The organism is Polymorphobacter sp. PAMC 29334 (assembly GCF_019431245.1).
Taxonomy (GTDB): domain Bacteria; phylum Pseudomonadota; class Alphaproteobacteria; order Sphingomonadales; family Sphingomonadaceae; genus Polymorphobacter_B; species Polymorphobacter_B megasporae.
The window spans coordinates 2,454,703-2,475,807 of sequence record NZ_CP080243.1; the positions used below are offsets into that span (position 1 = coordinate 2,454,703).

The window sequence follows — 21,105 nt, forward strand, 5'->3', positions numbered from 1 at the left end:
CCGGTAGCCCGGATACCGTGCCGGGCCGCAGCGTGCCGTCTATGCCACCACTACTTTAACAACGTCCGGTAATTTCCCTTCCTTGCGCAAATTGTCCGATGGAGTGCAAGCCCGGATGGTGATCGTGAGGCAGTTGCGGGTAGGGCGCGGCACTGCTACCGGAACGGCGGGTGGATGGACTGTCGCAGGAGTTTTAGCTTGAGATACAGCGTTGGGCTGCTCACCGCGGTTGGTGCCGTTCTTGTCGCGACGCCGGCGTTCGCGGATGCCTTGTCGGCTCCAGCTGGCCTGTCGGCGACGGCGACGGGCGAGGTGCTCTACGACAGCAATCAGCTGCGCAGTCTGAGCGCTACGAACCGGCATAGCGACGACATCCGCTATTCGCCCGCGGGTGTGCTGGATTATAATCACCGGCTGGGGCGCGGAACGATCGCGCTGACCGGTCTCGTCGGCCACGATTTCTTCCAATATAACCACTATCTCGATCGCAATCGATTTGGTGCCGGTGGTGTTTTGAACCAGAGCATCGGCTCGCGTTGCACCGCCGTCGTCAACGGCAACTATAGCAGCCGGCAGAACGGGATTTATTCGTCGAACAATCTCTCGACGATACCGCTCGACCCAACGTTGCCAGTGATCGTGGATGGCCCGCCCGACGACGTCGGCCGGTTGATCGACAATCGCCAGATATTCGCGACCTACGGCGCGAATGCAAATTGCGGATCGCCTGGCGGACGGCTGTCGTTCGGCGGCGGTGTGGTCCGTTCGACGATCGATAACGGATCGCAGTTGCGCAGCTTCGCCAATAGCAATTCGATGGTCTACTCGCTGTATGCCGGCCTCGGCGTTTTTCGGCCTGGCCAGCTGCAGATCAACGGCAGCTATTCGACGATCGACTACCCCAACCGGTTGATCCCGCTCGGCTCGACCATCTCCCCGGTTGGTCTCAACACCGGGGTCAAGACATACCGTGCCGGGCTGACCTATTCCCGCCCGATCGGCGCGAAATTGAGCGGATCGATCGGCTTGTCTTATCTCACCGCGCGGCCCGAAGGCGGGCAGTCGCCGTATAGCGCGCCCGCTTACGACGTCAGTCTGAACTATCATCCCTCGCCGCGGCTGAGCTTCGCGGCGGTAGGATCGCGGAGCGTGCTGTCGAGTTCGTCGTCCGGCGCGCTATTCCGGGTCGTCGATGCGTTCCAGCTGTCTGCTACATACGACGTGAGCAACACAATTTCGACGCACGCTAATGTGGGGTTAACTGCCAACAACTATAAGCAGCCCTTCACGATACCGGGAGAAATAGCGCGAGTGAGCGACACGTCGAAGATTGTCGGGGTCGGTATGAATTATACGCCGAGGCCGCTCTACGATATTGCCGTCCAGGTCAGCGAAATATTCCGCTCGTCCAATCCAAGACTGTATAACTACGACAGCACCCGGGTCAGTCTCACACTCTCGGTTCATGTCTAGTCTCAAGGAGCCGAACATGCGTCGCCTATTGCTCTTGTGCCTCGCTCTCATCGCTGCGTGGTTGACCGCGAGCGCGCCGGCATTGGCGAAGGATGCGCCGGTTGTGGCGAGGGATAACGGATATGTCCTCGGACCGAACGATACGATCGCGGTTCAGGTCTATGGCCAGCCCGATGCCGGCGTGACCACACGGATCAAGGCAGACGGGACGATCGTCATGCCGTTGATCGGCACCGTCAAGGCAGAGGGCGCGACGCAGCTCCAGCTCGCCGATACGATTAAGGAAAAGCTCGTCAAGGGCGGCTATTTCAAGGACCCGTTCGTCAACGTCGAGGTCAGCGCCTATGTGTCGAAGACCGTGAACGTCGCGGGCAAGGTCGCGACCCCGGGCGTCTATCCGCTCGACAAGCAGTATACCGTGCTCGAGATGCTCCTTAAATCCGGTTGGCTGCGTGAGCAGGGCGCGTCGTACATCTATCTGCGCCGCGCCAACGACAGCAAGGAAATCCGGCTTGAGACCGAAGCGCTTGTGCGTGGCAGTCCCGACAAGAACCTGATCCTCGCGCCGGGCGACACGTTGTTCGTCCCCGACGCGGATACGTTTTTCGTCTACGGCCAGATTGCCCACCCGGGTTCGTTCGCGATCACGCCGAACATGACCCTTCGTGAGGCGCTGGCGATCGCCGGCGGCGTAACTTCATCAGGGTCGGAACGCAAAGTTGCATTGATCCGGGGTGGTGGTAAGGAAGTGAAGGCTGCGATCGACGAGCCCGTACGCAAGGGTGATGTTTATATCGTCAAGGAGCGGTTGTTTTAACATCGGTCGATTATCGCGCGCAGGAGTAGCGTCGGATGAGTATCGCTCAATTTCTGCGCATCTTGATGGCGCGCCGGATGATCATAGTCATCACCTTGTTCGTGGGATTGGCGTCGGCTCTCGCGCTGTGCTTCATCCTGAAGCCGCGCTATCCGGCGACTGCACGTATTCTGATGGACGTGATCAAGCCTGATCCGGTGTCGGGACAGGTCATCGCGTCGAGCTTCGTGCGCGGGTACACCCGGACGCAGATCGAATTGATCACCGACTACCGGGTGGCCGGTGATGTCGTCGACAAGCTCGGCTGGGAACGCAACCCGCTGATGGTCGAGGACTATCAGAAGAACTCGAACGGCACCGAGGACTTCAGGCGGTACAAGGCGCGCGGTATTATCGAGGGCACCGATGCCGAACTGGTCCAGGGAAGCAATATCCTTGAGATCACGTACACGGCGGGTAATCCGATCATTGCCCGTACCGTCGTCAGCGCACTGCGGTCGGCGTACATTGATGCCAGCCTCCGTTTCCGCACCGACGCTGCAGGCCGTTCGGCGGATTGGTACGTCGATCAGGCACAAAAGGCGCAGCAGGCGCTGGCCAGTGCCGAAGCCAAGAAGTCGGCTTACGAACGTGAAAACGGGATCGTCATGGCGCCCGGAGGCGCCGATTCCGAAACGATGAAGCTCGAAGCGATGCAGAGCGCGATGCTGTCTGCGCGCACCGCTGCGGGCATGGTCGATAGTAACAAGGACATCCGGGCCGATCAGAGCGTCCCGGTGACCTCGATCAAGGCGCAGCTCAACGGTGTCGAGGATTCGCTGGCGACGGCGAGCCAGAAGCTTGGGACGTCGCATCCGACCTATATCGCGCTCGCCGAACGCCGTAGGGTCCTGCAGCAGCAGCTCGCGCGTGAGACCGCGCTGGCACGTTCGCAGGGTGGCAGCAGCGCCTCGGCGAGCCAAGGCAACGCGTCACGCCTCGAGGCTGAAGTGACGGCGCAAAAGGCGAAGGTCCTGGCGCTCAAGCCGCAGCTCGACCAGCTGGCCCAGCTCCAGCGCGAAGTCGATCTTCGCCGATCGCAGTACGAGAAAGCGGCACAGCGCGCCGCCGATCTCAAGCTCGAGGCCGATGTGTCGGAAACTGGGCTGGTTTCACTCGGCGACGCGGTCGTCAGTGGTGTTCCTGCGTTCCCGAACAAGCCGCTGATCCTGGCCCTTGGGGCGGCCGGCGGATTGGGCCTCGGCATCATATTGGCGATTGCGACAGAACTGCTTTCGCGGCGAATTCGCGGTCCGGAGGATCTAGCCCGTGCGTCGAAGGTCGCTGTATTGGCGGTCATCGCAGGTCCGATCCGGATGACCTTCGGGCAGCGAGTCCTCCGTTTCTTCCATATCGGCAGCGAAACGCCGCCAGCGACTGGATTGTCACCCGCCCGATGAATACCATCCCGACGAGCTTGGCGACGACGGTCAGTGATGGACGGATCGGTGCCGATGCGCCGATCCGCGACGCTCTCCTGCGTCTTGGGCTACTTACCGACGATGAGGCGGCGCGGGTTGCGGAGCATCAGGCGGCGCAGGGTGTCGATTTCGACCAGGCGGCTCTCCAGCTGGGTTTCATCGGCGCCGAGGAGCTCGATCGCGCGCGTGATCAACTCGTTAACAGCCTCGCCCTCCAGGAGGATGTCCGGCGCGGCGTGTCCGACGAGCTTGTCGTGCTCAGCGACCCGGTCAGCGCCAAGGCCGAATCGATCAGGCTGTTGCGGACGCAGGTGATTGCCCAGCATATCAAGCCGGGCCGTCGGGCAATGGCATTCGTTGCACCGGTCGATGGGGTCGGCTGCAGTTATCTTGTCGCCAACCTCGCCGCCGCGCTGTCGCAGGTTGGGACGAAAACCCTGCTCGTCGATAGCAATCTGCGATCGCCGCGGATCGACCAAATCTTTGGTCTCGCCGCGAATGGTCCCGGTCTTTCGAGCTATCTGTCGCTGCAGGTGTCGCGTCCCGAGCGCGTTATTCATGCCAACGTGCTGCCCAATCTCTCGGTCATCACCGCGGGACCACCGGTTTCACGGCCGCAAGAATTGCTGTCGAGCACGCGGTTTCGCGACGGTATGAACATGCTCCTTCGCGAGTATGACATCGCGCTATTCGACACGCCGGCGGCGAATAGCTGCGCCGACGCCCTGACGATTTCTTCGGTAATCGGCTATGCGGTCATCGTCGCGCGGCGCGACAAGACCTTCGTCGGGGATGTCGCGACCTTGGCCGGGCAGCTCGCCGCGGCGCGCAGTTCGGTCGTCGGTTCGGTTCTGAGCGAATTTTGAACGTGGCGACGATTGCTGATCACGACCGGCGAACGATCGACTGGCCGCGGCTTTTGTCGGTCCATGCGCTTCTGTTCGTCGGAGCAACGGCGCTATTCCTGCCGACGATCGCCAGCCTTGGCGTCGGACCGTGGTCGACCGAGGCCGGCGTCCATGGCCCGCTCGTCCTCGCCACCGGTATCTGGCTGATCGTTCGGCGCAGTGCGGAAATTCGTGCCGCGGCTCAGCCGGGATCGCTCGGCATCGCAGTCGCAGCGATGGCTGTCGCGGTGATCGGCTATACGTTTGGCCGCGCGTTCGACTTCATCAGTGTCGAAGTCGCGTCGATGCTGCTCGCTTACGGCGCGGTCGCCTACAGCTTCCTCGGTGCCGCCGTCCTGCGATTGATGTGGTTTCCGATCGTGTATCTCGCGTTCATGATCCCGATCCCGGGCTCGGTACTCGATACGGCGACGCAGCCGCTCAAGGCGATCGTTTCGCAATCGGTCACCAGCGTCCTCGGCAGCTTTGGCTATCCGGTCGCACGGGTCGGGGTCACGATTTACGTCGCGCAGTATCAGTTGCTCGTCGAGGACGCATGCGCCGGACTGAATTCGTTGATCAGCTTGACCGCGATCGGCCTGTTCTATGTCTACGTCATGCGCAACACCAATTGGCGCTATTCAGTGCTGCTGCTCATTCTCGTCCTGCCGATCGCGATCTTGGCGAACTGCATCCGGGTCGCGGCGCTTGTCCTGCTGACTTATTATTTTGGTGACGCCGTCGCGCAGGGGTTTCTGCACAAATTTGCCGGCATGGTCACTTTTACTTCGGCATTGCTGTTCATATTCCTTATCGACGCGTTGCTTAGCCCGGTCCGGACATGGCTCGAGAAAGCGCGATGATCGATCGGCGCGATATCTTGCTCGGCGGCGGCATGCTGCTGGCGGCGGCCGGGGCGGCGGCGCTGACCCCGCGGCACCATGTCGAACTGCTCCATGGTCGCAAGCTCGACTCGATCATCCCGGAATCGTTTGGCGCGTGGCGCATGACACCCTCAAGTGCCTTCGTACTCCCCAAAACTCCGGGCAGTCTCGCCGATCGGCTGTATAGCGACACCGTCACCCGCCTGTATGTCGCGCCGAACCAGCTCCCGATTATGATGGTGCTTGCGTACGGCAACCTGCAAAGCGACTTGCTCCAGCTTCACCGGCCGGAGACCTGCTACGCTGCGGTCGGCTTCCAGATATCGAACTCCACTCGGACTGCGCTCCCGGTCGCGCCCAAGGTTGCGATCCCGCTCCGCGAGTTGACCGCCTCAACGGAAAACCGGATCGAACCGATCGCCTACTGGACGAGGATTGGCGACTATCTCCCGACCGACAAGCATGAACAGCGGACGATGCGGTTCCGAGAGCAGCTTGCTGGGATTATTCCGGACGGTATCCTCGTTCGTTTGTCGACGGTTGCAGAGCCAACTCCCGAGACCTTCAAGGCATTGACCGAATTCGGTCGTGCGCTGGTGCTTGGGGTCAAGCCTGCGGACCGTGCGATTCTGATCGGACCGACGCTTGCTGCCGAGCTGTCTCGGCTGGGCGTCTAGCCGTGGAAACCGTCGAGCGGGCGAAGCACCACGAAGATAAATGCGAGGGTGGCTCCGCCGGCGGCAATCGCGACGAGGTCGTACCCTTCGTTACCGATATAATTCGTCGCCGCACAACCGACTGCGGCGACCAGATAATGCCACAGCTGGTCGCGAGCCTCACCCTGCGATCGCTGCAGAAAAAGAACGACCAGTCCTGCAAAGACGATCATTGTCGACCAATCGTAAACGGTCTGCATCGATATTCCCCAAAACAATCCCGCGCCACTTAAGCGTCGGTACACTACTACCCAGTATCGAGGCTACAGCCATTGGTTGACAAAACAAATCATGGATCGATGCGGTTTGGCATGATGCCCTGCCGTGGCCGTCGTTGGCGTAAGTTCGGGGCGACGGTTTGAACGAATTGAATCCAAGGACTGTGGTCGCGGCACCCAGCGGCAAGACCGCGATCCCGCTCGATGCGGTGATTCTGACCGTCAGAACGGTTGAATTCGCGCTTGTCATCATTTCAGGGATGATCGCCAGTTCGGTGCTGATGCCGCCAACCGTCGAGTCCGGGCCGGTCTATTCGCGGATCGTATTCGTTGCCGCGGTGGCGTTCGCGGTGCTCGCCGAAACCGTCGGCAGCTATGATATCGAGGCGCAATTCTCGTTGCGCCAAGCGTGGCAACGCGTCGCAACCGCGTGGGTGACGACCACATTATTCCTCGTCACACTCGGCTTCTTGCTCAAGGCGTCCGATCAGGTATCGCGCGAATGGGCATTCGGCTGGTTTATGACCGGCGGTGCCCTTCTGCTTTCGAGCCGGCTGGCGATGACGATCTGGGTTCGGCGGCTCAAGCGCCAGGGCATCTTCAACCAGCGCGTCGCGATCTTCGGAGCGGGGCCGCAGGGCGCGCGGTTGGCGAACTACATTCTGACAACCGACAAATTGACGATCACGCTTGTTGGTTTCTACGATGATCGCCTTGATGGGCGTGTGCCGACGTCGCACCACGGAATTCCTGTTCATGGCAACCTTACGGCGTTGATGGCGGCGATACGGGGCGGTGGCATCGATCAGGTCATCGTCGCACTGCCTTGGTCCGCCGAGGCGCGGCTGCAGGCGGTCGTCGGACGTCTCGCCTTAACCCCGGTTCGTATCCGGCTTGCGCCCGACCTTGCCAGCTTCGTTTTTGCGCGCCGCCCGGTCGTGCTGCTCGGCGACATGCCGGTGATGACGCTGTTCGAGCGTCCGATCTCAGGTGTCGATGCTTGGGTGAAGGCGGCCGAGGATCGCGTTCTCGCTGTCCTCTCGCTCGCCGTCCTCGGACTGCCGATGTTGCTGATCGCGCTGGCGATCCGACTTGATTCACCCGGCCCGGTGTTTTTCCGCCAGGCCCGCGAAGGGTTCAACAACCGTCCGTTCCGCGTCTACAAATTCCGGACGATGTACCACAATCGAGCACAAGACACTGAAATTGTTCAAGCAAGCCGTCGTGATTCGCGCGTTACCCGCGTCGGCGCGCTGCTCCGCCGAACGAGCCTCGACGAGCTGCCGCAGTTGATGAACGTTCTCGGCGGCGACATGTCGGTCGTTGGGCCGCGGCCGCATGCGGCTTCTACTCGGGCGGGGGGACGGTTGTTTTCGGACGTGTTGTCGTCGTATGCGGCGCGGCACAAGGTCAAGCCGGGGATTACCGGATGGGCGCAGGTGTGTGGCTGGCGGGGTCAGACCGACACTGAGGAAAAGCTCATAAAGCGCTTTGAACACGACCTTTATTATATCGAAAACTGGTCGATCTGGTTTGACTTCTACGTCCTCTGCCGCACCGTGGTCGCCGTCATCCTGCCGCGCAACGCGTTCTAAGACCCGCCCGCACCGCCACGCGCACACCACCCCGCACAGCGGCGCTCCGCGACCGGCACCCCGACGACACGGCGAGCACGCATATGCTCGCCGTTTTCGATCAGCCTCGCGCCGCCGCGATATAGCTGTCGATCGCCGTCGCGAGCACGGTCAGCGGAACGCCGCCGGTCATCACCACCGCATCGTCGAACCCGGCGAGCGTGAACTTCGGTCCGAGCGCTGCCTTCGCCTTCGCCCGCAGGCGCAGGATCTCGTTGTGGCCGATCTTGTAGCCACACGCCTGTCCGGGAGCGACGCAGTAGCGGTCGACCTCGCTCGTCATCGCCTGCTTGCCCTTGCCGGTCTCGCTCGTCAGGAAGTCGACCGCCTGTTCGCGGGTCCAGCGCATCGAGTGCAGCCCGGTGTCGACCACCAGCCGGCACGCGCGGAATTGCTGTGCCTGGAGGTAGCCGAGCTGGCCGAACGGGTCGTCGGCATACAGGCCGAGCTCGTCGACGAGCTGTTCGGCGTACAATGCCCAGCCTTCGACGAAGGCGTTGAAGCCGGTCAGCGACGTGATCAGCGGCGGCTTGACCTTCGCCTCGGCGAGATAGGCGAACTGGAAGCCGTGGCCGGGGACGCCCTCGTGCGCGGTCAGCGTCGACAGCTGGTACTTCGGCCACAACGCGGTCGATTTCAAATTGATGTAATAGATCGCCGGGCGCGAGCCATCGAGCGCGGCGGGGTTCATGTAACCGAGCGCCGCGCCGTCCTGAATGTCGGCCGGGACCTGCTTGACCATGACGTCGGCGCGAAGACCGAGGTTCGACATCTCCGGCAGCAGTTTACGGATCTTCGCCAGCCGCTCGTTGCAATAGGCGATGATCGCCGCGCGCCCTTCGGCATTGTCGGGAAACGTGAAGCGCGGATCGGTATCGAGCGCGGCGACACGTGCGCCGACGCTGCCTTGCGTCATGCCCTGCGACTTCAGGATCGCATCCATGCGCAACTGGAGCATCTTGTTCTGCTCGAGCCCGGTGCGGTGGATTTCGGCGGGGGACAGCTCGGTCGTCGTGCCGAGGCGAAGTGCGTAGCGGTAGAAAGCGTCGCCGTCGGGCAGGCGCTGGATGCTGCCGACGTCGGGGGCGTGCGCGGTCGATTTGGCGAACGCGGCGATCTGGCGGTCGAGGGCAGGGTAGACCTCGCGCTCGACGATTGCGGTGCAACGTCCCGCCCAGTCGCCGTCGATTCCGGTGGCCTTGGCGCGGGTGGCGAGCGACGAGACAAGCCGCTGGCTCGCTGCCGGGGTGAAGTTCGGACTTGAGGGCGATCCGCGCGCCGTTGTCGACACCAAGGCCAGTCGCCATCTCGGGGGCGAGCGCGAGGATCTCGTCGGCGAAGACATCGAGTTCGCGCGCAAGCTTGTCGCCGGCATCACCCGCGACAGCGGCCCATGCCGCCTGCGGCAGGGCGGCAGCGGCAACGGTCGCACCGCCCGCAAGCAGCATTGTCCGGCGGTCGATCACGGTCTCGGTCATTCGGCGTCCCCTGAATGGGTTTAGAGTCGCGGTGCTTAGCGTCTAGCGGCGCTAGCCGTGGCGAGCCAGTCGGCGCTGCGGGCGATATTGGCGGGGCGGGGCGGGGCGAGGGTCGAACAATCGAGGCAATGCGCCTGGATTGTCGATCCACCCGCGATCGCCGCCGCTTCGCCGATCGCGCCGAAGATCCGTGCGCGGCTCGCCGCGGCGATCTTGGCGAACGGGTCGCGAGCGCGCGCCTGATCGTCGTCGCCGCCACCAAGTCCGAGCGACTGGCCGACGAGCTGGAATAGCAGCGACGGCGTCTTCTCGACGTCGATCGTCCGCGGCGTATCGCCGAGCTTTGCCGCGCGCCCCGCCGCCGCGACCGCCGCGTCGAGGCCGCCGAGATGGTCGACGAGCTTGAGGTTGAGCGCGTCGGCTCCGGTCCACACCCGGCCCTGCGCGATCTCGTCGACGCGCGCGATCGGCAAATGCCGCGCGGTGGCGACGAGCCCGGTGAAGCGACGATAGACGTCGTCGATCGACGCCTGGAGGATTGTCGCGCTGTCGGGAGTCAGCCCGCGCAGGATATCGGGGTCACCAGTGTACGGGGTCGACTTCGTCGCATCGGTGGTGATGCCGAGCTTGTCGAGCGCGCGGTTGAAGGTCGGGATAACCGCGAATACGCCGATCGAGCCGGTGATCGTCGACGGCTGGGCGAAGACCTGCGACGCGGCGGTCGAGACCCAATAGCCGCCAGATGCCGCGACCGGGCCCATCGAGGCGATGACCGGCAGGCCCTTCGCCGTCGCCTGCGCCAGCGCCTCGCGGATGCGTTCGGACGCGAGGACCGATCCGCCGGGCGAGTCGATGCGGACGACGAGCGCCTTGATGTCGCTGTTGGTCAACGCCTTGGCGACGAGCTTGGCGATCGTGTCGCCGCCAGCGGTGCCGGCTCCGGCCTCGCCGTCGACGATGTTGCCGGCAATATAGACGATGCCGACCGCCGGGCCGCTGCGGTTCGGCTTGGTCGCGTTGGCGTAGGTGTCGAGCCTGACGCCGTTGAACGCGCCCGGCTGCTTGTCGTCGCCGGTGCCGACGAGCTTGGCGATCGTCTGGCCAAAGGCAACGCGGGTGCCGATTTGGTCGATCAGGTGGGCGTCGAGCGCTTCCTTGGCGAAGTCACCGTTCGCCGCCTTGATCCGAGCGGGCAGGTTGGCGAAGGCGGCGGTGACGTCGACGTTGGGACGCGCGGCGTGGACGTCGGCGGTGTAGGTCTTCCACAACCCGTCGACCAGCGCCTGCTCGGCAGCCTTGGCCTCGGGCGAGGCTTCGGTGCGGGTGAACGGCTCGACGAACGACTTGTACTTGCCGACGCGGAACACGTTGATGTCGACGTCGAGCTTGTCGAGCGCCTTCTTGAAATACAGGTTGGTGCCGCCGGGACCGGTCAGCAGGACGCCGCCGAGCGGGTTGATCCACGCGTGGTTCGCCTGCGCCGCAAGGTAGTAGCTCGCATCGGTGTAGGCGGTGGCATAGGCGTAGACCGGCTTGCCGCTGCGCTTGAAGTTCTGCAACGCCGCCGCGATCGACTGGAGGTTGGCCTCGCCCGCGCCGATGAAGGTGTCGAGCTGGAGGACGATCAGCTTGATCCGGCCATCGGTTCGCGCAGCGTCGATCGAGCGGACGACGTCACGCACTTCGATCTCGTTGCCGCCGGTCGGGCCGCCGGTGACCGCGGCGAACGGCGACCGCTCGCTCGACTGGTCGACAACCGGGCCGTCAAGGTCGAGGACAAGCGCGCTGCCGTTGGGAATGCTCGCTGTGCGAGTGTGGAACGCCGCCCATATGGCGAGCGCGAGAATCAACAGCAGGATAAGAACGCCAAGGTCCTTGACCCCGACGAGGAAGCGCCACGCACCGCGGACGAAAGTCATTCGAAGGATCACCTTGGACGAACCGTGGCGCAGCTATAGCGGGACGAACCGAGGCCGTACAACCGGGCCGCGACATCGAAACTTAACATGAACCGCAGTTGACGATCGCCGTGGGTGTAACCATATGCGTCCGGCGTTAGCACTCGCCTTCGGTGAGTGCCAGCGAGCCCATTCATCCGTTGAAGGTGAGACCCTCATGAAGTTCACGCCGCTGCACGATCGCGTGCTCGTCCGTCGTATCGAAGCCGAGGAAAAGACCGCGGGCGGGATCATCATTCCCGACACCGCCAAGGAAAAGCCCCAGGAAGGCGAAGTCGTCTCCGCCGGCACCGGTGGCCGTCGCGACGACGGCGGCATCACGCCGATGGACGTCAAGGCCGGCGACAAGATCCTGTTCGGCAAGTGGTCGGGCACCGAGGTCAAGGTCGACGGCGAAGACCTGCTCATCATGAAGGAAAGCGATATTCTTGGTATTATCGGCTGAACGCCGACGGCCCGGGGATCATCGGTTAATTCCGACCCTAGGCTTCGCAGTCCAATCCATTCAAACAGCTAAGGAATAATCACATGGCAGCGAAAGATGTCCGCTTTTCGCGCGACGCTCGTGAACGCATTCTCCGCGGCGTCGACATTCTCGCCGATGCAGTGAAGGTGACGCTCGGCCCCAAGGGCCGCAACGTCGTCATCGAAAAGAGCTTCGGCGCCCCGCGCATCACCAAGGACGGCGTCACCGTCGCCAAGGAAATCGAGCTCAAGGACCGCTTCGAGAACCTCGGCGCGCAGATGGTTCGCGAAGTCGCTTCGAAGACCAACGACAAGGCCGGTGACGGCACCACCACCGCGACCGTCCTCGCTCAGGCGATCGTTCGCGAGGGCATGAAGTCGGTTTCGGCCGGCATGAACCCGATGGACCTCAAGCGCGGCATCGACATGGCGGTCACCGCCGTCGTCGCCGATCTCAAGGCCCGCTCGAAGGATGTCGCCGGCACCGCCGAAATCGCCCAGGTCGGTACGATCTCGGCGAACGGCGAGACCGAAATCGGCGAGATGATCGCCAAGGCGATGGAAAAGGTCGGCAAGGAAGGCGTCATCACCGTCGAGGAAGCCAAGGGTATGGCCTCCGAGCTTGATGTCGTCGAAGGCATGCAGTTCGACCGCGGCTACCTCAGCCCGTACTTCATCACCAACCCCGAGAAGATGACGGTCGAACTCGACAACCCGTACATCCTTATCCACGAGAAGAAGCTGTCGAACCTGCAGGCGCTGCTTCCGGTCCTCGAGGCCGTCGTCCAGTCGTCGCGGCCGCTTCTGATCATCGCCGAGGACGTCGAGGGCGAGGCTCTGGCCACGCTCGTCGTCAACAAGCTGCGCGGCGGCCTCAAGGTTGCTGCCGTCAAGGCTCCCGGCTTTGGTGATCGCCGCAAGGCGATGCTCGAGGACATCGCGATCCTGACCGCCGGTCAGATGATCTCGGAAGACCTCGGCATCAAGCTCGAGAACGTCACGCTGGCGATGCTCGGCCAGGCCAAGCGCGTCACGATCGACAAGGACAACTCGACCGTCATCGACGGCGCGGGTGATGCCGAAGCGATCAAGGGCCGCGTCGAGCAGATCCGTGCGCAGATCGAGATCACGACCTCGGACTACGACAAGGAAAAGCTCCAGGAGCGTCTCGCCAAGCTTGCGGGCGGCGTCGCCGTTCTCAAGGTCGGCGGCTCGACCGAAGTCGAAGTCAAGGAGCGCAAGGACCGCGTCGACGACGCCCTCCACGCCACCCGCGCTGCGGTCGAAGAAGGCGTTGTCCCCGGTGGCGGCACCGCGCTGCTCTACGCGACGAAGGCGCTCGAGGGCATGAAGGGTGCCAACGACGACCAGACCCGCGGCATCGACATCATCCGCAAGGCGCTGTTCGCGCCGGTTCGCCAGATCGCCCAGAATGCCGGGCATGACGGTGCGGTGATTTCGGGCAAGCTGCTCGATGGAGACGATCAGAACATTGGCTTCAACGCGCAGACCGACACCTACGAGAACCTGCTGGTCAGCGGCGTGATCGACCCGACCAAGGTCGTCCGCACCGCGCTTCAGGACGCGGCGTCGGTGGCCTCGCTGCTGATCACCACCGAAGCTGCGATCACCGACCAGCCGGCCGACGACAAGTCGGGCGGAATGGGCGGCGGCATGGGCGGCGGCGGAATGGGCGGCATGGGCGGGATGGACTTCTAGTCCAACCCAACCGCTGAACGAACGAAGGGCCGCGGTGCGAACCGCGGCCCTTTTTCGTTCGCCGGGACGATGGTCTGCAGCGGATACGAAAAAGGCCGCGGCGAACGCCGCGGCCTTTCCGTATCCGACTGGCGCTTAACGCGAAGCGGGTGCCGGGGTCTCGCTGCCGGCGCTGTTCGCCGGGGTGGTTCCGACGCTGCCGCCCGCCATGCTGCTACCCGAGCTGCCGGCGGTCGTCGTTGCGCCCGAACCCGCGTCGGTCGCACCGCTCGACGGGGTCGAACCGGCTGCACCGCCGCTGACGTCACCGCCGGTTGCCGCGGCGCCATTTCCGGCAGTGGTCGACGTGTCTGCGGTCCCGGTGCTGCCCATCGCGCTGCCGCTGGCTGCCGTATCGGTCGCAGTCGATGATGTCGTCGTCGTCGTCGCGTCGTCGGCCTTCTTGCCGCACGCGCCGAGGCTGAGTGCGGCGGCGATGGCGACGATGCTGATGGCGGTGCGCATTAATTTATCCTCGGTTGCTGGCAATCAGCCGCACAACCCGATCACTTCGACGTTGGTTCCGGTGCGGCGAGGGGTCGCGCAGGCGTCGTCGCCTCGCTGCGTGCGGCATCGGTATCGTCGACCGCCTTGCGCATTCCGGCGTCAATATCGCGCGCGCTCGCGCTCGCCGCAGGGTCGGGGGCCTTGTTGCACGCCGCGAGCGCGAGCAATCCCGCGAAGGCAGCAATGCGGATCACGGCGCCTTGGGCGCGTCGGCTGAAGTCGCAGCAGGCGGCACCGTCGCATCACCCGCGGGCTTGTCGGCCGCCGTCGGCTTGTCAGTCGCGCTCGGCACCGGGGTCGTCGGCACCGCCGCCGGGGGCTGCGGCGTCGACGAGTCCGGCTGGCGCGTGCCGCCTGGCGCGAGCGGCGCATCGGCGGGGGTCATATCGTCCTCGTCGGGCGGATTGCCGTCGTAGATCTGCGACTGGCGATGCTGGAGATACGCCGACCGCACCGTCGCATATTCGTCGAGGCTGCCCGCGAGCAGCCCGTCGGCACCGGCGTCGATCAACTGCGACCGCAGGTCGACCGCCTTCAGCCCGAACTCGGCGACCGAATAATAGAATTTCCAGTCGATCACGGCGTTGCGGATATACGGCACCGGATCAACCGCGAACTCGACACCAAGCCCGACGCCGTCGCGCAGCGTCGATGGGCCGAAGAACGGAAGCATCAGGTACGGACCCGACTTGATCCCCCACACGGCGAAGGTCTGGCCGAAATCCTCTTTTTCCTCGGGACGACCAAGATCGGTCGCGACGTCGGCGAGCCCGCCGACCCCCAGCACCGTATTGAGCATGAAGCGGTCGACGGTGCGGAACGCCTGCTTGATCTTGCCCTGGAGCACCGCGTTGATGAACGACACAGGTTCGCCGAGATTGTTGAACCCGTTGGTCACGCCGTGCCGCGCCGCGCCGGGAACGACCGCGCGATACACATGCGCCGCGGGGAGCAGCGCATAGTGATCGAGCTTCTTGTTGATCGCATACAGCTTGCGATTGGTCTTCTCGTACGGGTCGCGATACGCCTCGGCCATGCTGCCCGGATGCGGTGTCGCGCAGGCGCCGACCGCGACAAGCAGGGCAGCGGCGACGATGCGTTCGATGGTGCAGACTCGTTCGACGGCGAAATGGCGCATGTTGACCCTCGAAACGCGGCGTCGATGCGGTTGCCACAAAGCTTTCGGGGGCACAAGCACGCCGGTCGGTTGACCTCATATAAGGATATGTTTATATCCCAATCATGAATTCCTCGCTGCCGATCTTTCGCGCGCTCGCCGATCCGACCCGGCTGCGGATCGTGCTGCTCGTGCGCCATATCGAACTCGCGGTCGGCGAATTAGCTGCGGTCCTGTGCCAGAGCCAGCCGCGGGTTTCGCGTCACCTCAAGATTCTGGCGGATGCCGGCCTGCTCAACCGCGCCAAGGAAGGCGCTTGGGTGTTCGTGCGGCTCGGTGACGCGGCTCGCGTAGGGCCAGCGCTGGCGATGCTCGACGCGCTCGGCGAGTCGGCGGCGGCCGACCTTGTGCGGTTGGCCGATGTCCGCAACGAGCGCGCCGCCGCCGCAACGGCGTATTTCGCAGCGCACGCCGCCGACTGGGACGGCATCCGTTCGCTCCACGCGGCCGACTGCGACGTCGAGGGCGCGATCGTCGACCTGCTGGTCGATCGCCCGGTCGGACGGCTGCTCGACATCGGCACCGGAACCGGGCGGATGATCGAGCTGCTCGGTCCTGGCGCGGTCTCGGCGATCGGCGTCGACCGCTCGCCTGAGATGCTCCGGCTTGCACGCGGCAAGATCGAGGCGGCGGGACTTGGCCACGCTGAAGTTCGCCACGCCGACATGTACGACCTGCCGCGCGCCGACGGCAGCGCCGATACCGTCGTCATTCACCAGGTCCTCCACTACGCGGCCACCCCCGAGCGCGTCATCGGCGAGGCGGCGCGGGTGCTCGGCGACGATGGACGGCTGCTCGTGGTCGACTTCGCGCCGCACGACCGCGAGGAGCTTCGTGCCCGTCACGCCCATGCGCGGCTCGGCTTCGACGATGCCCAGATCGGCGGATGGCTCCACGGGGCCGGGCTCGCCGTAACGCGCACTGCGCATGTCACCACCCCCGGATTTCCGCTGACCGTCAGCCTGTGGCTTGGCGAACGAACCCCCCAAGCTGAAAGGCGCGCCGCATGAGCCTGTCGCTTTCACAAATGGCCGAGGCCGGACTCGCGCTTAATGCGCCGCTCTATGCCGATGTGCCGGGCGACATCGCGGTGTCGTTCGAGTTCTTCCCGCCGAAGACCGAAGCGATGGAGCGGACGTTGTGGGAGTCGGTCGAGGCGTTGACCCCGCTCGCACCGAGCTTCGTCTCGGTGACCTATGGCGCGGGCGGGACGACGCGCGAACGGACCCACGCAACCGTCGCCCGCATCGCCCGCGAAACGCCGCTCAAGGCCGCCGCGCACCTGACTTGCGTCGATGCCTCGCGCGATGAGATCGACGCCGTCGCGCGCGATTACTGGGAGGCGGGGGTTCGTCACATCGTCGCGCTCCGTGGCGACCCGCCGCGCGCTGGCGAGAAGTTCACAGCGCACCCCGACGGCTACGCCAGCGCCGCCGAGCTCGTCGCCGGATTGAAGCGCGTCGCCGACTTCGAGATCTCGGTCTCGGCCTATCCCGAAATGCACCCCGACGCGCGCTCGCCGACCGACGACATCGACAACCTCAAGCGCAAACTCGACGCCGGGGCGACACGGTCGATCACCCAGTTCTTCTTCGAACCCGACACATATTTCCGCTTCCGCGACGCGGCCGCCGCTGCGGGCATCACCGCGCCAATCGTCCCCGGCATCCTGCCGGTGAGCAACTTCGCGATGCTCAACAAGATGGCGTCGAGCTGCAACACCGCCGTCCCGCCGTGGCTGGCGCGGCTGTTCAACGGCCTCGACGACAAGCCCGCGACGCGGCAGCTTGTGGCGGCGACCGTCGCCGCCGAACTCTGCCGCCGCCTGTACGCAGGCGGGGTCCGCGATCTTCATTTCTACACGCTCAACCGCGCCGAGCTGAGTTACGCGATCTGCCACATGCTCGGCCTGCGCCCGGTCGAAGCCGCCGCTATCCCTCAGGAACTCGCAGCATGATCAAGTCCACCGCGGCTGCGCGCCTTCGCGACGAGGCCGCCAAGCGCGTCCTCATCACCGATGGCGCGTTCGGCACGATGATCCAGTCATACAAATTGACCGAGACCGATTATCGCGGCGACTACGACCTGACCGACGACCAGAAGGGCAACAACGACCTGCTCGTGCTGACCCGCCCCGACGTCATCGACGCGATCACGCGTGCCTATTTCGACGCCGGGTCGGACATCGTCTCGACCAACACCTTCAACGCCAACACGATCAGCCAGGGCGATTACAACGCCGTCCATCTGGTCCGCGAGATGAACCTCGCGGCGGCGCGGATCGCGCGCACCGCTGCCGACGATTACGAAGCCAAGGATGGCCGCCCGCGCTTCGTCGCCGGGGCGGTCGGGCCGACCAACAAGACGCTGTCGCTGTCGCCCGACGTCAACGATCCGGGCTATCGCGCGGTCGGCTTCGACGAGGTCAAGGCAGTTTACGCCGACCAAGCGGCGGCGCTGCTCGACGGCGGCTGCGACTTCATCCTGATCGAGACGATCTTCGACACGCTCAACGCCAAGGCGGCGATCGTCGCGGTGATGGAGCTTGCCGAGGAACGCGGCACCGAAATCCCGCTGATGATCTCGATGACGATCACCGACATGTCGGGGCGCAACCTGTCGGGCCACTCGGTCGAGGCGTTCTGGTACACCGTCCGCCATTCGCAGCCGCTGACGATCGGCCTCAACTGCGCGTTCGGCGCCGACCTGCTCCGCCCGCACGTCCAGGCGCTCAGCCCGATCGCCGACGCCTTGGTCATGGTCTACCCGAACGCCGGGCTTCCCAACGACCTTGGCGAGTATGACGAGCACCCGCACACGACCGGCGAGTTCATTGGCGAATGGGTCGCACAGGGGCTGGTCAACATCGTTGGCGGCTGCTGCGGCTCGACGCCCGCGCACATCGCCGCGATGGCGAAGGCCGTCGCGGGTAAGCCGGTTCGCGCAATTCCGAGCCCTGCGCCGTCGCTGCGTCTGGCGGGGCTCGACCCGATGGTCATGGCAGAGGCAGCATAGTGGCAACCGCGTTCAAGCTCGACGACGACGCCCCGGCACCGTCGCGCGCGACCTTCGTCAACATCGGCGAGCGGACCAACGTCACCGGCTCGGCGGCGTTCAAGAAGCTGATCATGGGCGGCGACTATACCGCCGCAGTCGAAGTCGCCCGCAGCCAGGTCGAGAACGGCGCGCAGATCATCGACGTCAACATGGACGAAGGCCTCCTCGATGCCGAGGTGGCGATGACCACCTTCCTCAAGCTGATCGCCGCCGAGCCCGATATCGCCCGCGTGCCGGTGATGATCGACAGCTCGAAGTGGGCGGTGATCGAAGCGGGCCTGCGCTGCGTCTCGGGCAAGCCGATCGTCAACTCGATCAGCATGAAGGAAGGCGTCGAGCCGTTTCTCGCCGCCGCGCGCAAGTGCCGGATGTACGGTGCCGCTGCCGTCGTCATGGCGTTCGACGAGCAGGGACAGGCCGACACCGCCGCGCGCAAGGTCGAAATCTGCGGCCGCGCCTACGACCTGCTCGTCGCCGACGGTTTTCCGGCTGACGAGATCATCTTCGATCCCAACATCTTCGCGGTCGCGACGGGGATCGAGGAGCACGACAATTACGGCGTCGACTTCATCGAGGCGTGCCGCGCGATCAAGCTGCGCTGCCCGCACGCGCGGATCTCGGGCGGCGTATCGAACATGTCGTTCAGCTTTCGCGGCAACGAGCCGGTCCGCCGCGCGATGCACTCGGTCTTCCTGTATTACGCGATCGCGGCGGGGCTCGACATGGGCATCGTCAACGCCGGGCAGCTCGACGTCTACGACACGATCGACCCCGAGCTTCGCGACGCGTGCGAGGACGTCATCCTCAACCGCCCGGCGCGCGTTCTCGGCCTGACCAACACCGAGCGGCTGGTCGAGCTCGCCGACAAGTTCAAGGGCGGCGTCCAGGCCGAAAAGGCGACCGAGGAATGGCGCGGCTGGCCGGTCGCCAAGCGGCTTGAACACGCGCTGGTCAAAGGCCTCGACGCCTATGTTGTCGACGATACCGAGGAAGCGCGGCTACTCGCGACGCGCCCGATCGACGTTATCGAGGGCCCGCTGATGGCCGGGATGAACGTCGTCGGCGACCTGTTCGGTGCCGGCAAGATGTTCCTGCCGCAGGTCGTCAAGTCGGCGCGCGTGATGAAGAAGGCGGTCGCGCACCTGCTGCCGTACATCGAGGCGGAGAAGTCCGAGGGCGCTTCGTCGAAGGGCCGGATCGTCATGGCGACGGTCAAGGGCGACGTCCACGACATCGGCAAGAACATCGTCGGCGTCGTCCTCCAGTGCAATAATTTCGAGGTCGTCGACCTCGGCGTGATGGTCCCGTGGTCGACGATCCTCAAGGCCGCGAACGACCATAACGCCGACATGATCGGTCTGTCGGGATTGATCACACCGTCGCTGGACGAGATGGTCACCGTCGCCGCCGAGATGCAGCGAGCGGGCATGACGATGCCGCTGCTCATCGGCGGCGCGACGACCAGCCGCGTCCACACCGCGCTCCGCATCGCCCCGGCGTACAAGGGGCCGACGATCCACGTCCTCGACGCGAGCCGCGCGGTCGGCGTCGCCGGGGCGATGGTCAGCGAGACGATCAAGGACGAACTCGTCCAGCGCACCAGCGACGAATATGAGGCGATCCGTGTCGCCCGCGCGAACAAGGGCGATTCGAAGCTCGTGCCGCTCGCGGTCGCGCGCGCCAACGCCTACCGCGCCGACTTCGCCAAACATCCCCCGGTCAAGCCGGCGACGACGAGCACGATCCTCGCCGACTATCCGCTCGAAAACCTCATCCCTTACATCGACTGGGTGCCGTTCTTCCGCGCGTGGGAGCTGGCGGGCAACTACCCGGCGATCCTCACCGACCCTGTCGTTGGCGAGGCGGCGACGTCGTTGTTCGCCGACGCGCAGGCGATGCTCGAACAGATCGTCCGCGAGAAGTGGCTAACCGCGAACGGCGTCGTCGGCTTCTGGCCCGCGCGCCGCGACGGCGACGACGTCCTGCTGTTCACCGACGAGACCCGCACCACCGTCCGGTCGCGCGTGCCCTTCCTCCGCCAGCAGGTCGAGAAGCGCGAAGGCCGCCCGAATTCGTGCCTTGCCGACTTCGTCAGCGACGGCGACGATTGGCTCGGCGGCTTTGCGGTGACGGCAGGGCAGGGGATCGAGCCCCACCTGGCGCGCTTCAAGGCGAACCACGACGACTATAACGACATCCTGCTCAAGGCCTTGGCCGACCGCTTGGCCGAGGCGTTCGCCGAACATCTCCACGAGCGCGTCCGCAAGGAATATTGGGGGTACGCCCCGCTCGAGCAACTCAGTCCCGAAGACCTCGTCCGCGAGAAATACGCTGGCATCCGTCCCGCGCCCGGCTACCCGGCGTGCCCCGACCATAGCGTCAAGCCCGAGCTGTTCGAGCTGCTGGGCGCGACCAATGCGACCGGCATCACCCTTACCGAAAGCTTCGCGATGCTGCCGACCGCGGCGGTCAGCGGCTATTATTTCGCGTCGCCCGAGGCGAGCTACTTCGGCGTCGCGCGCGTCGGCAAGGACCAGGTCGCCGACTATGCCCGGCGGCGCGGGGTCGATGTCGAGCAGGCGGAGACTTGGCTGCGGCCGAACCTCGATGGCTGAC

General features: G+C 64.7%; 20 protein-coding genes. 14 read left to right on the forward strand and 6 right to left on the reverse strand.

Annotated elements, in window-relative coordinates:
• Nucleotides 1–198 precede the first annotated feature (198 nt).
• The 6 genes from KZX46_RS15375 (at nt 199) to epsI (ending at nt 6,198) form a co-directional block, all read left to right on the forward strand.
• Nucleotides 199–1,473, forward strand: coding sequence for an outer membrane beta-barrel protein (locus KZX46_RS15375; protein ID WP_219774708.1), 1,275 nt, complete (start codon nt 199–201; stop codon nt 1,471–1,473).
• Nucleotides 1,474–1,489: 16 nt separating this feature from the next.
• Nucleotides 1,490–2,290, forward strand: a complete 801-nt coding sequence (locus tag KZX46_RS15380; RefSeq protein ID WP_216707671.1) for a polysaccharide biosynthesis/export family protein — start codon at nt 1,490–1,492, stop codon at nt 2,288–2,290.
• A 77-nt stretch (nt 2,291–2,367) separates the two neighbouring features.
• The gene (locus tag KZX46_RS15385; protein WP_219774709.1) at nt 2,368–3,729 is read left to right on the forward strand and encodes a chain length determinant protein; all 1,362 of its coding nucleotides are present in this window, start codon (nt 2,368–2,370) and stop codon (nt 3,727–3,729) included.
• Complete coding sequence (locus KZX46_RS15390) at nt 3,726–4,616, forward strand: protein tyrosine kinase (protein ID WP_219774710.1); 891 nt, start codon at nt 3,726–3,728, stop codon at nt 4,614–4,616. The genes KZX46_RS15385 and KZX46_RS15390 overlap by 4 nt, the downstream gene beginning before the upstream one ends.
• A 2-nt stretch (nt 4,617–4,618) precedes the next feature.
• On the forward strand, nt 4,619–5,500 hold the full coding sequence (xrtV, locus tag KZX46_RS15395) for an exosortase V (protein WP_226895993.1): 882 nt from the start codon (nt 4,619–4,621) through the stop codon (nt 5,498–5,500).
• Complete coding sequence (gene epsI / locus KZX46_RS15400) at nt 5,497–6,198, forward strand: exosortase-associated protein EpsI, V-type (RefSeq protein WP_219774711.1); 702 nt, start codon at nt 5,497–5,499, stop codon at nt 6,196–6,198. Before xrtV ends, epsI begins: the two co-directional genes overlap by 4 nt.
• Here the strand turns inward: epsI and KZX46_RS15405 are convergent.
• Nucleotides 6,195–6,437 carry an XrtV sorting system accessory protein gene (locus tag KZX46_RS15405; protein ID WP_216707675.1) on the reverse strand — a complete coding sequence of 81 codons (243 nt, stop codon included), beginning with the start codon at nt 6,435–6,437 and terminating at the stop codon, nt 6,195–6,197. The two genes, epsI and KZX46_RS15405, sit on opposite strands and share 4 nt — an antisense overlap.
• A gap of 158 nt (nt 6,438–6,595) precedes the next feature.
• Here KZX46_RS15405 and KZX46_RS15410 point away from each other — a divergent pair, with 158 nt between their 5' ends.
• Nucleotides 6,596–8,050: an undecaprenyl-phosphate glucose phosphotransferase gene (locus tag KZX46_RS15410; protein WP_219774712.1), complete on the forward strand. Its 1,455-nt coding sequence runs from the start codon at nt 6,596–6,598 to the stop codon at nt 8,048–8,050.
• Between the two features lie 100 nt (nt 8,051–8,150).
• On the opposite strand, the gene KZX46_RS15415 is transcribed toward KZX46_RS15410, so the two are convergent.
• On the reverse strand, nt 8,151–9,380 hold the full coding sequence (locus tag KZX46_RS15415; RefSeq protein WP_255614999.1) for a DUF885 family protein: 1,230 nt from the start codon (nt 9,378–9,380) through the stop codon (nt 8,151–8,153).
• Here KZX46_RS15415 and KZX46_RS22970 point away from each other — a divergent pair.
• The gene (locus KZX46_RS22970) at nt 9,337–9,591 is read left to right on the forward strand and encodes a hypothetical protein (protein WP_226896317.1); all 255 of its coding nucleotides are present in this window, start codon (nt 9,337–9,339) and stop codon (nt 9,589–9,591) included. The two genes, KZX46_RS15415 and KZX46_RS22970, sit on opposite strands and share 44 nt — an antisense overlap.
• A gap of 11 nt (nt 9,592–9,602) precedes the next feature.
• On the opposite strand, the gene sppA is transcribed toward KZX46_RS22970, so the two are convergent.
• On the reverse strand, nt 9,603–11,486 hold the full coding sequence (gene sppA / locus KZX46_RS15420) for a signal peptide peptidase SppA (RefSeq protein ID WP_219774714.1): 1,884 nt from the start codon (nt 11,484–11,486) through the stop codon (nt 9,603–9,605).
• Between the two features lie 196 nt (nt 11,487–11,682).
• Between sppA and groES the strand changes: the two genes are divergently transcribed.
• Both groES and groL read left to right on the forward strand, forming a co-directional pair.
• The gene (gene groES, locus KZX46_RS15425) at nt 11,683–11,970 is read left to right on the forward strand and encodes a co-chaperone GroES (RefSeq protein WP_219774715.1); all 288 of its coding nucleotides are present in this window, start codon (nt 11,683–11,685) and stop codon (nt 11,968–11,970) included.
• Nucleotides 11,971–12,053: 83 nt separating this feature from the next.
• Nucleotides 12,054–13,709, forward strand: a complete 1,656-nt coding sequence (gene groL, locus KZX46_RS15430) for a chaperonin GroEL (RefSeq protein WP_216707680.1) — start codon at nt 12,054–12,056, stop codon at nt 13,707–13,709.
• A 135-nt stretch (nt 13,710–13,844) separates the two neighbouring features.
• On the opposite strand, the gene KZX46_RS15435 is transcribed toward groL, so the two are convergent.
• From KZX46_RS15435 to KZX46_RS15445, 3 genes are read right to left on the reverse strand one after another with little or no spacing between them, the layout of a single operon-like run.
• A complete protein-coding gene (locus tag KZX46_RS15435; RefSeq protein WP_216707681.1) occupies nt 13,845–14,213 on the reverse strand; it encodes a hypothetical protein in 369 nt (122 codons plus the stop codon).
• Nucleotides 14,214–14,254: 41 nt separating this feature from the next.
• Entirely contained in the window at nt 14,255–14,449 is a 195-nt protein-coding gene (locus KZX46_RS15440; protein WP_219774716.1) for a hypothetical protein, read from the reverse strand.
• Complete coding sequence (locus KZX46_RS15445) at nt 14,446–15,393, reverse strand: VacJ family lipoprotein (RefSeq protein WP_219774717.1); 948 nt, start codon at nt 15,391–15,393, stop codon at nt 14,446–14,448. Before KZX46_RS15445 ends, KZX46_RS15440 begins: the two co-directional genes overlap by 4 nt.
• Nucleotides 15,394–15,497: 104 nt before the next feature.
• Between KZX46_RS15445 and KZX46_RS15450 the strand changes: the two genes are divergently transcribed.
• Genes KZX46_RS15450 through metH form a run of 4 tightly spaced genes read left to right on the forward strand, consistent with a single transcriptional unit; the run spans nt 15,498 to nt 21,104 of the window.
• Nucleotides 15,498–16,442, forward strand: a complete 945-nt coding sequence (locus tag KZX46_RS15450) for a metalloregulator ArsR/SmtB family transcription factor (protein ID WP_216707684.1) — start codon at nt 15,498–15,500, stop codon at nt 16,440–16,442.
• A complete protein-coding gene (metF, locus tag KZX46_RS15455) occupies nt 16,439–17,389 on the forward strand; it encodes a methylenetetrahydrofolate reductase (RefSeq protein ID WP_219774718.1) in 951 nt (316 codons plus the stop codon). The genes KZX46_RS15450 and metF overlap by 4 nt, the downstream gene beginning before the upstream one ends.
• The gene (locus KZX46_RS15460) at nt 17,386–18,447 is read left to right on the forward strand and encodes a homocysteine S-methyltransferase family protein (protein ID WP_219774719.1); all 1,062 of its coding nucleotides are present in this window, start codon (nt 17,386–17,388) and stop codon (nt 18,445–18,447) included. Before metF ends, KZX46_RS15460 begins: the two co-directional genes overlap by 4 nt.
• Nucleotides 18,447–21,104 (forward strand): methionine synthase, encoded by a 2,658-nt coding sequence (metH, locus tag KZX46_RS15465; RefSeq protein WP_219774720.1) that lies wholly within the window; start codon nt 18,447–18,449, stop codon nt 21,102–21,104. The genes KZX46_RS15460 and metH overlap by 1 nt, the downstream gene beginning before the upstream one ends.
• Nucleotide 21,105: the final 1 nt, after the last annotated feature.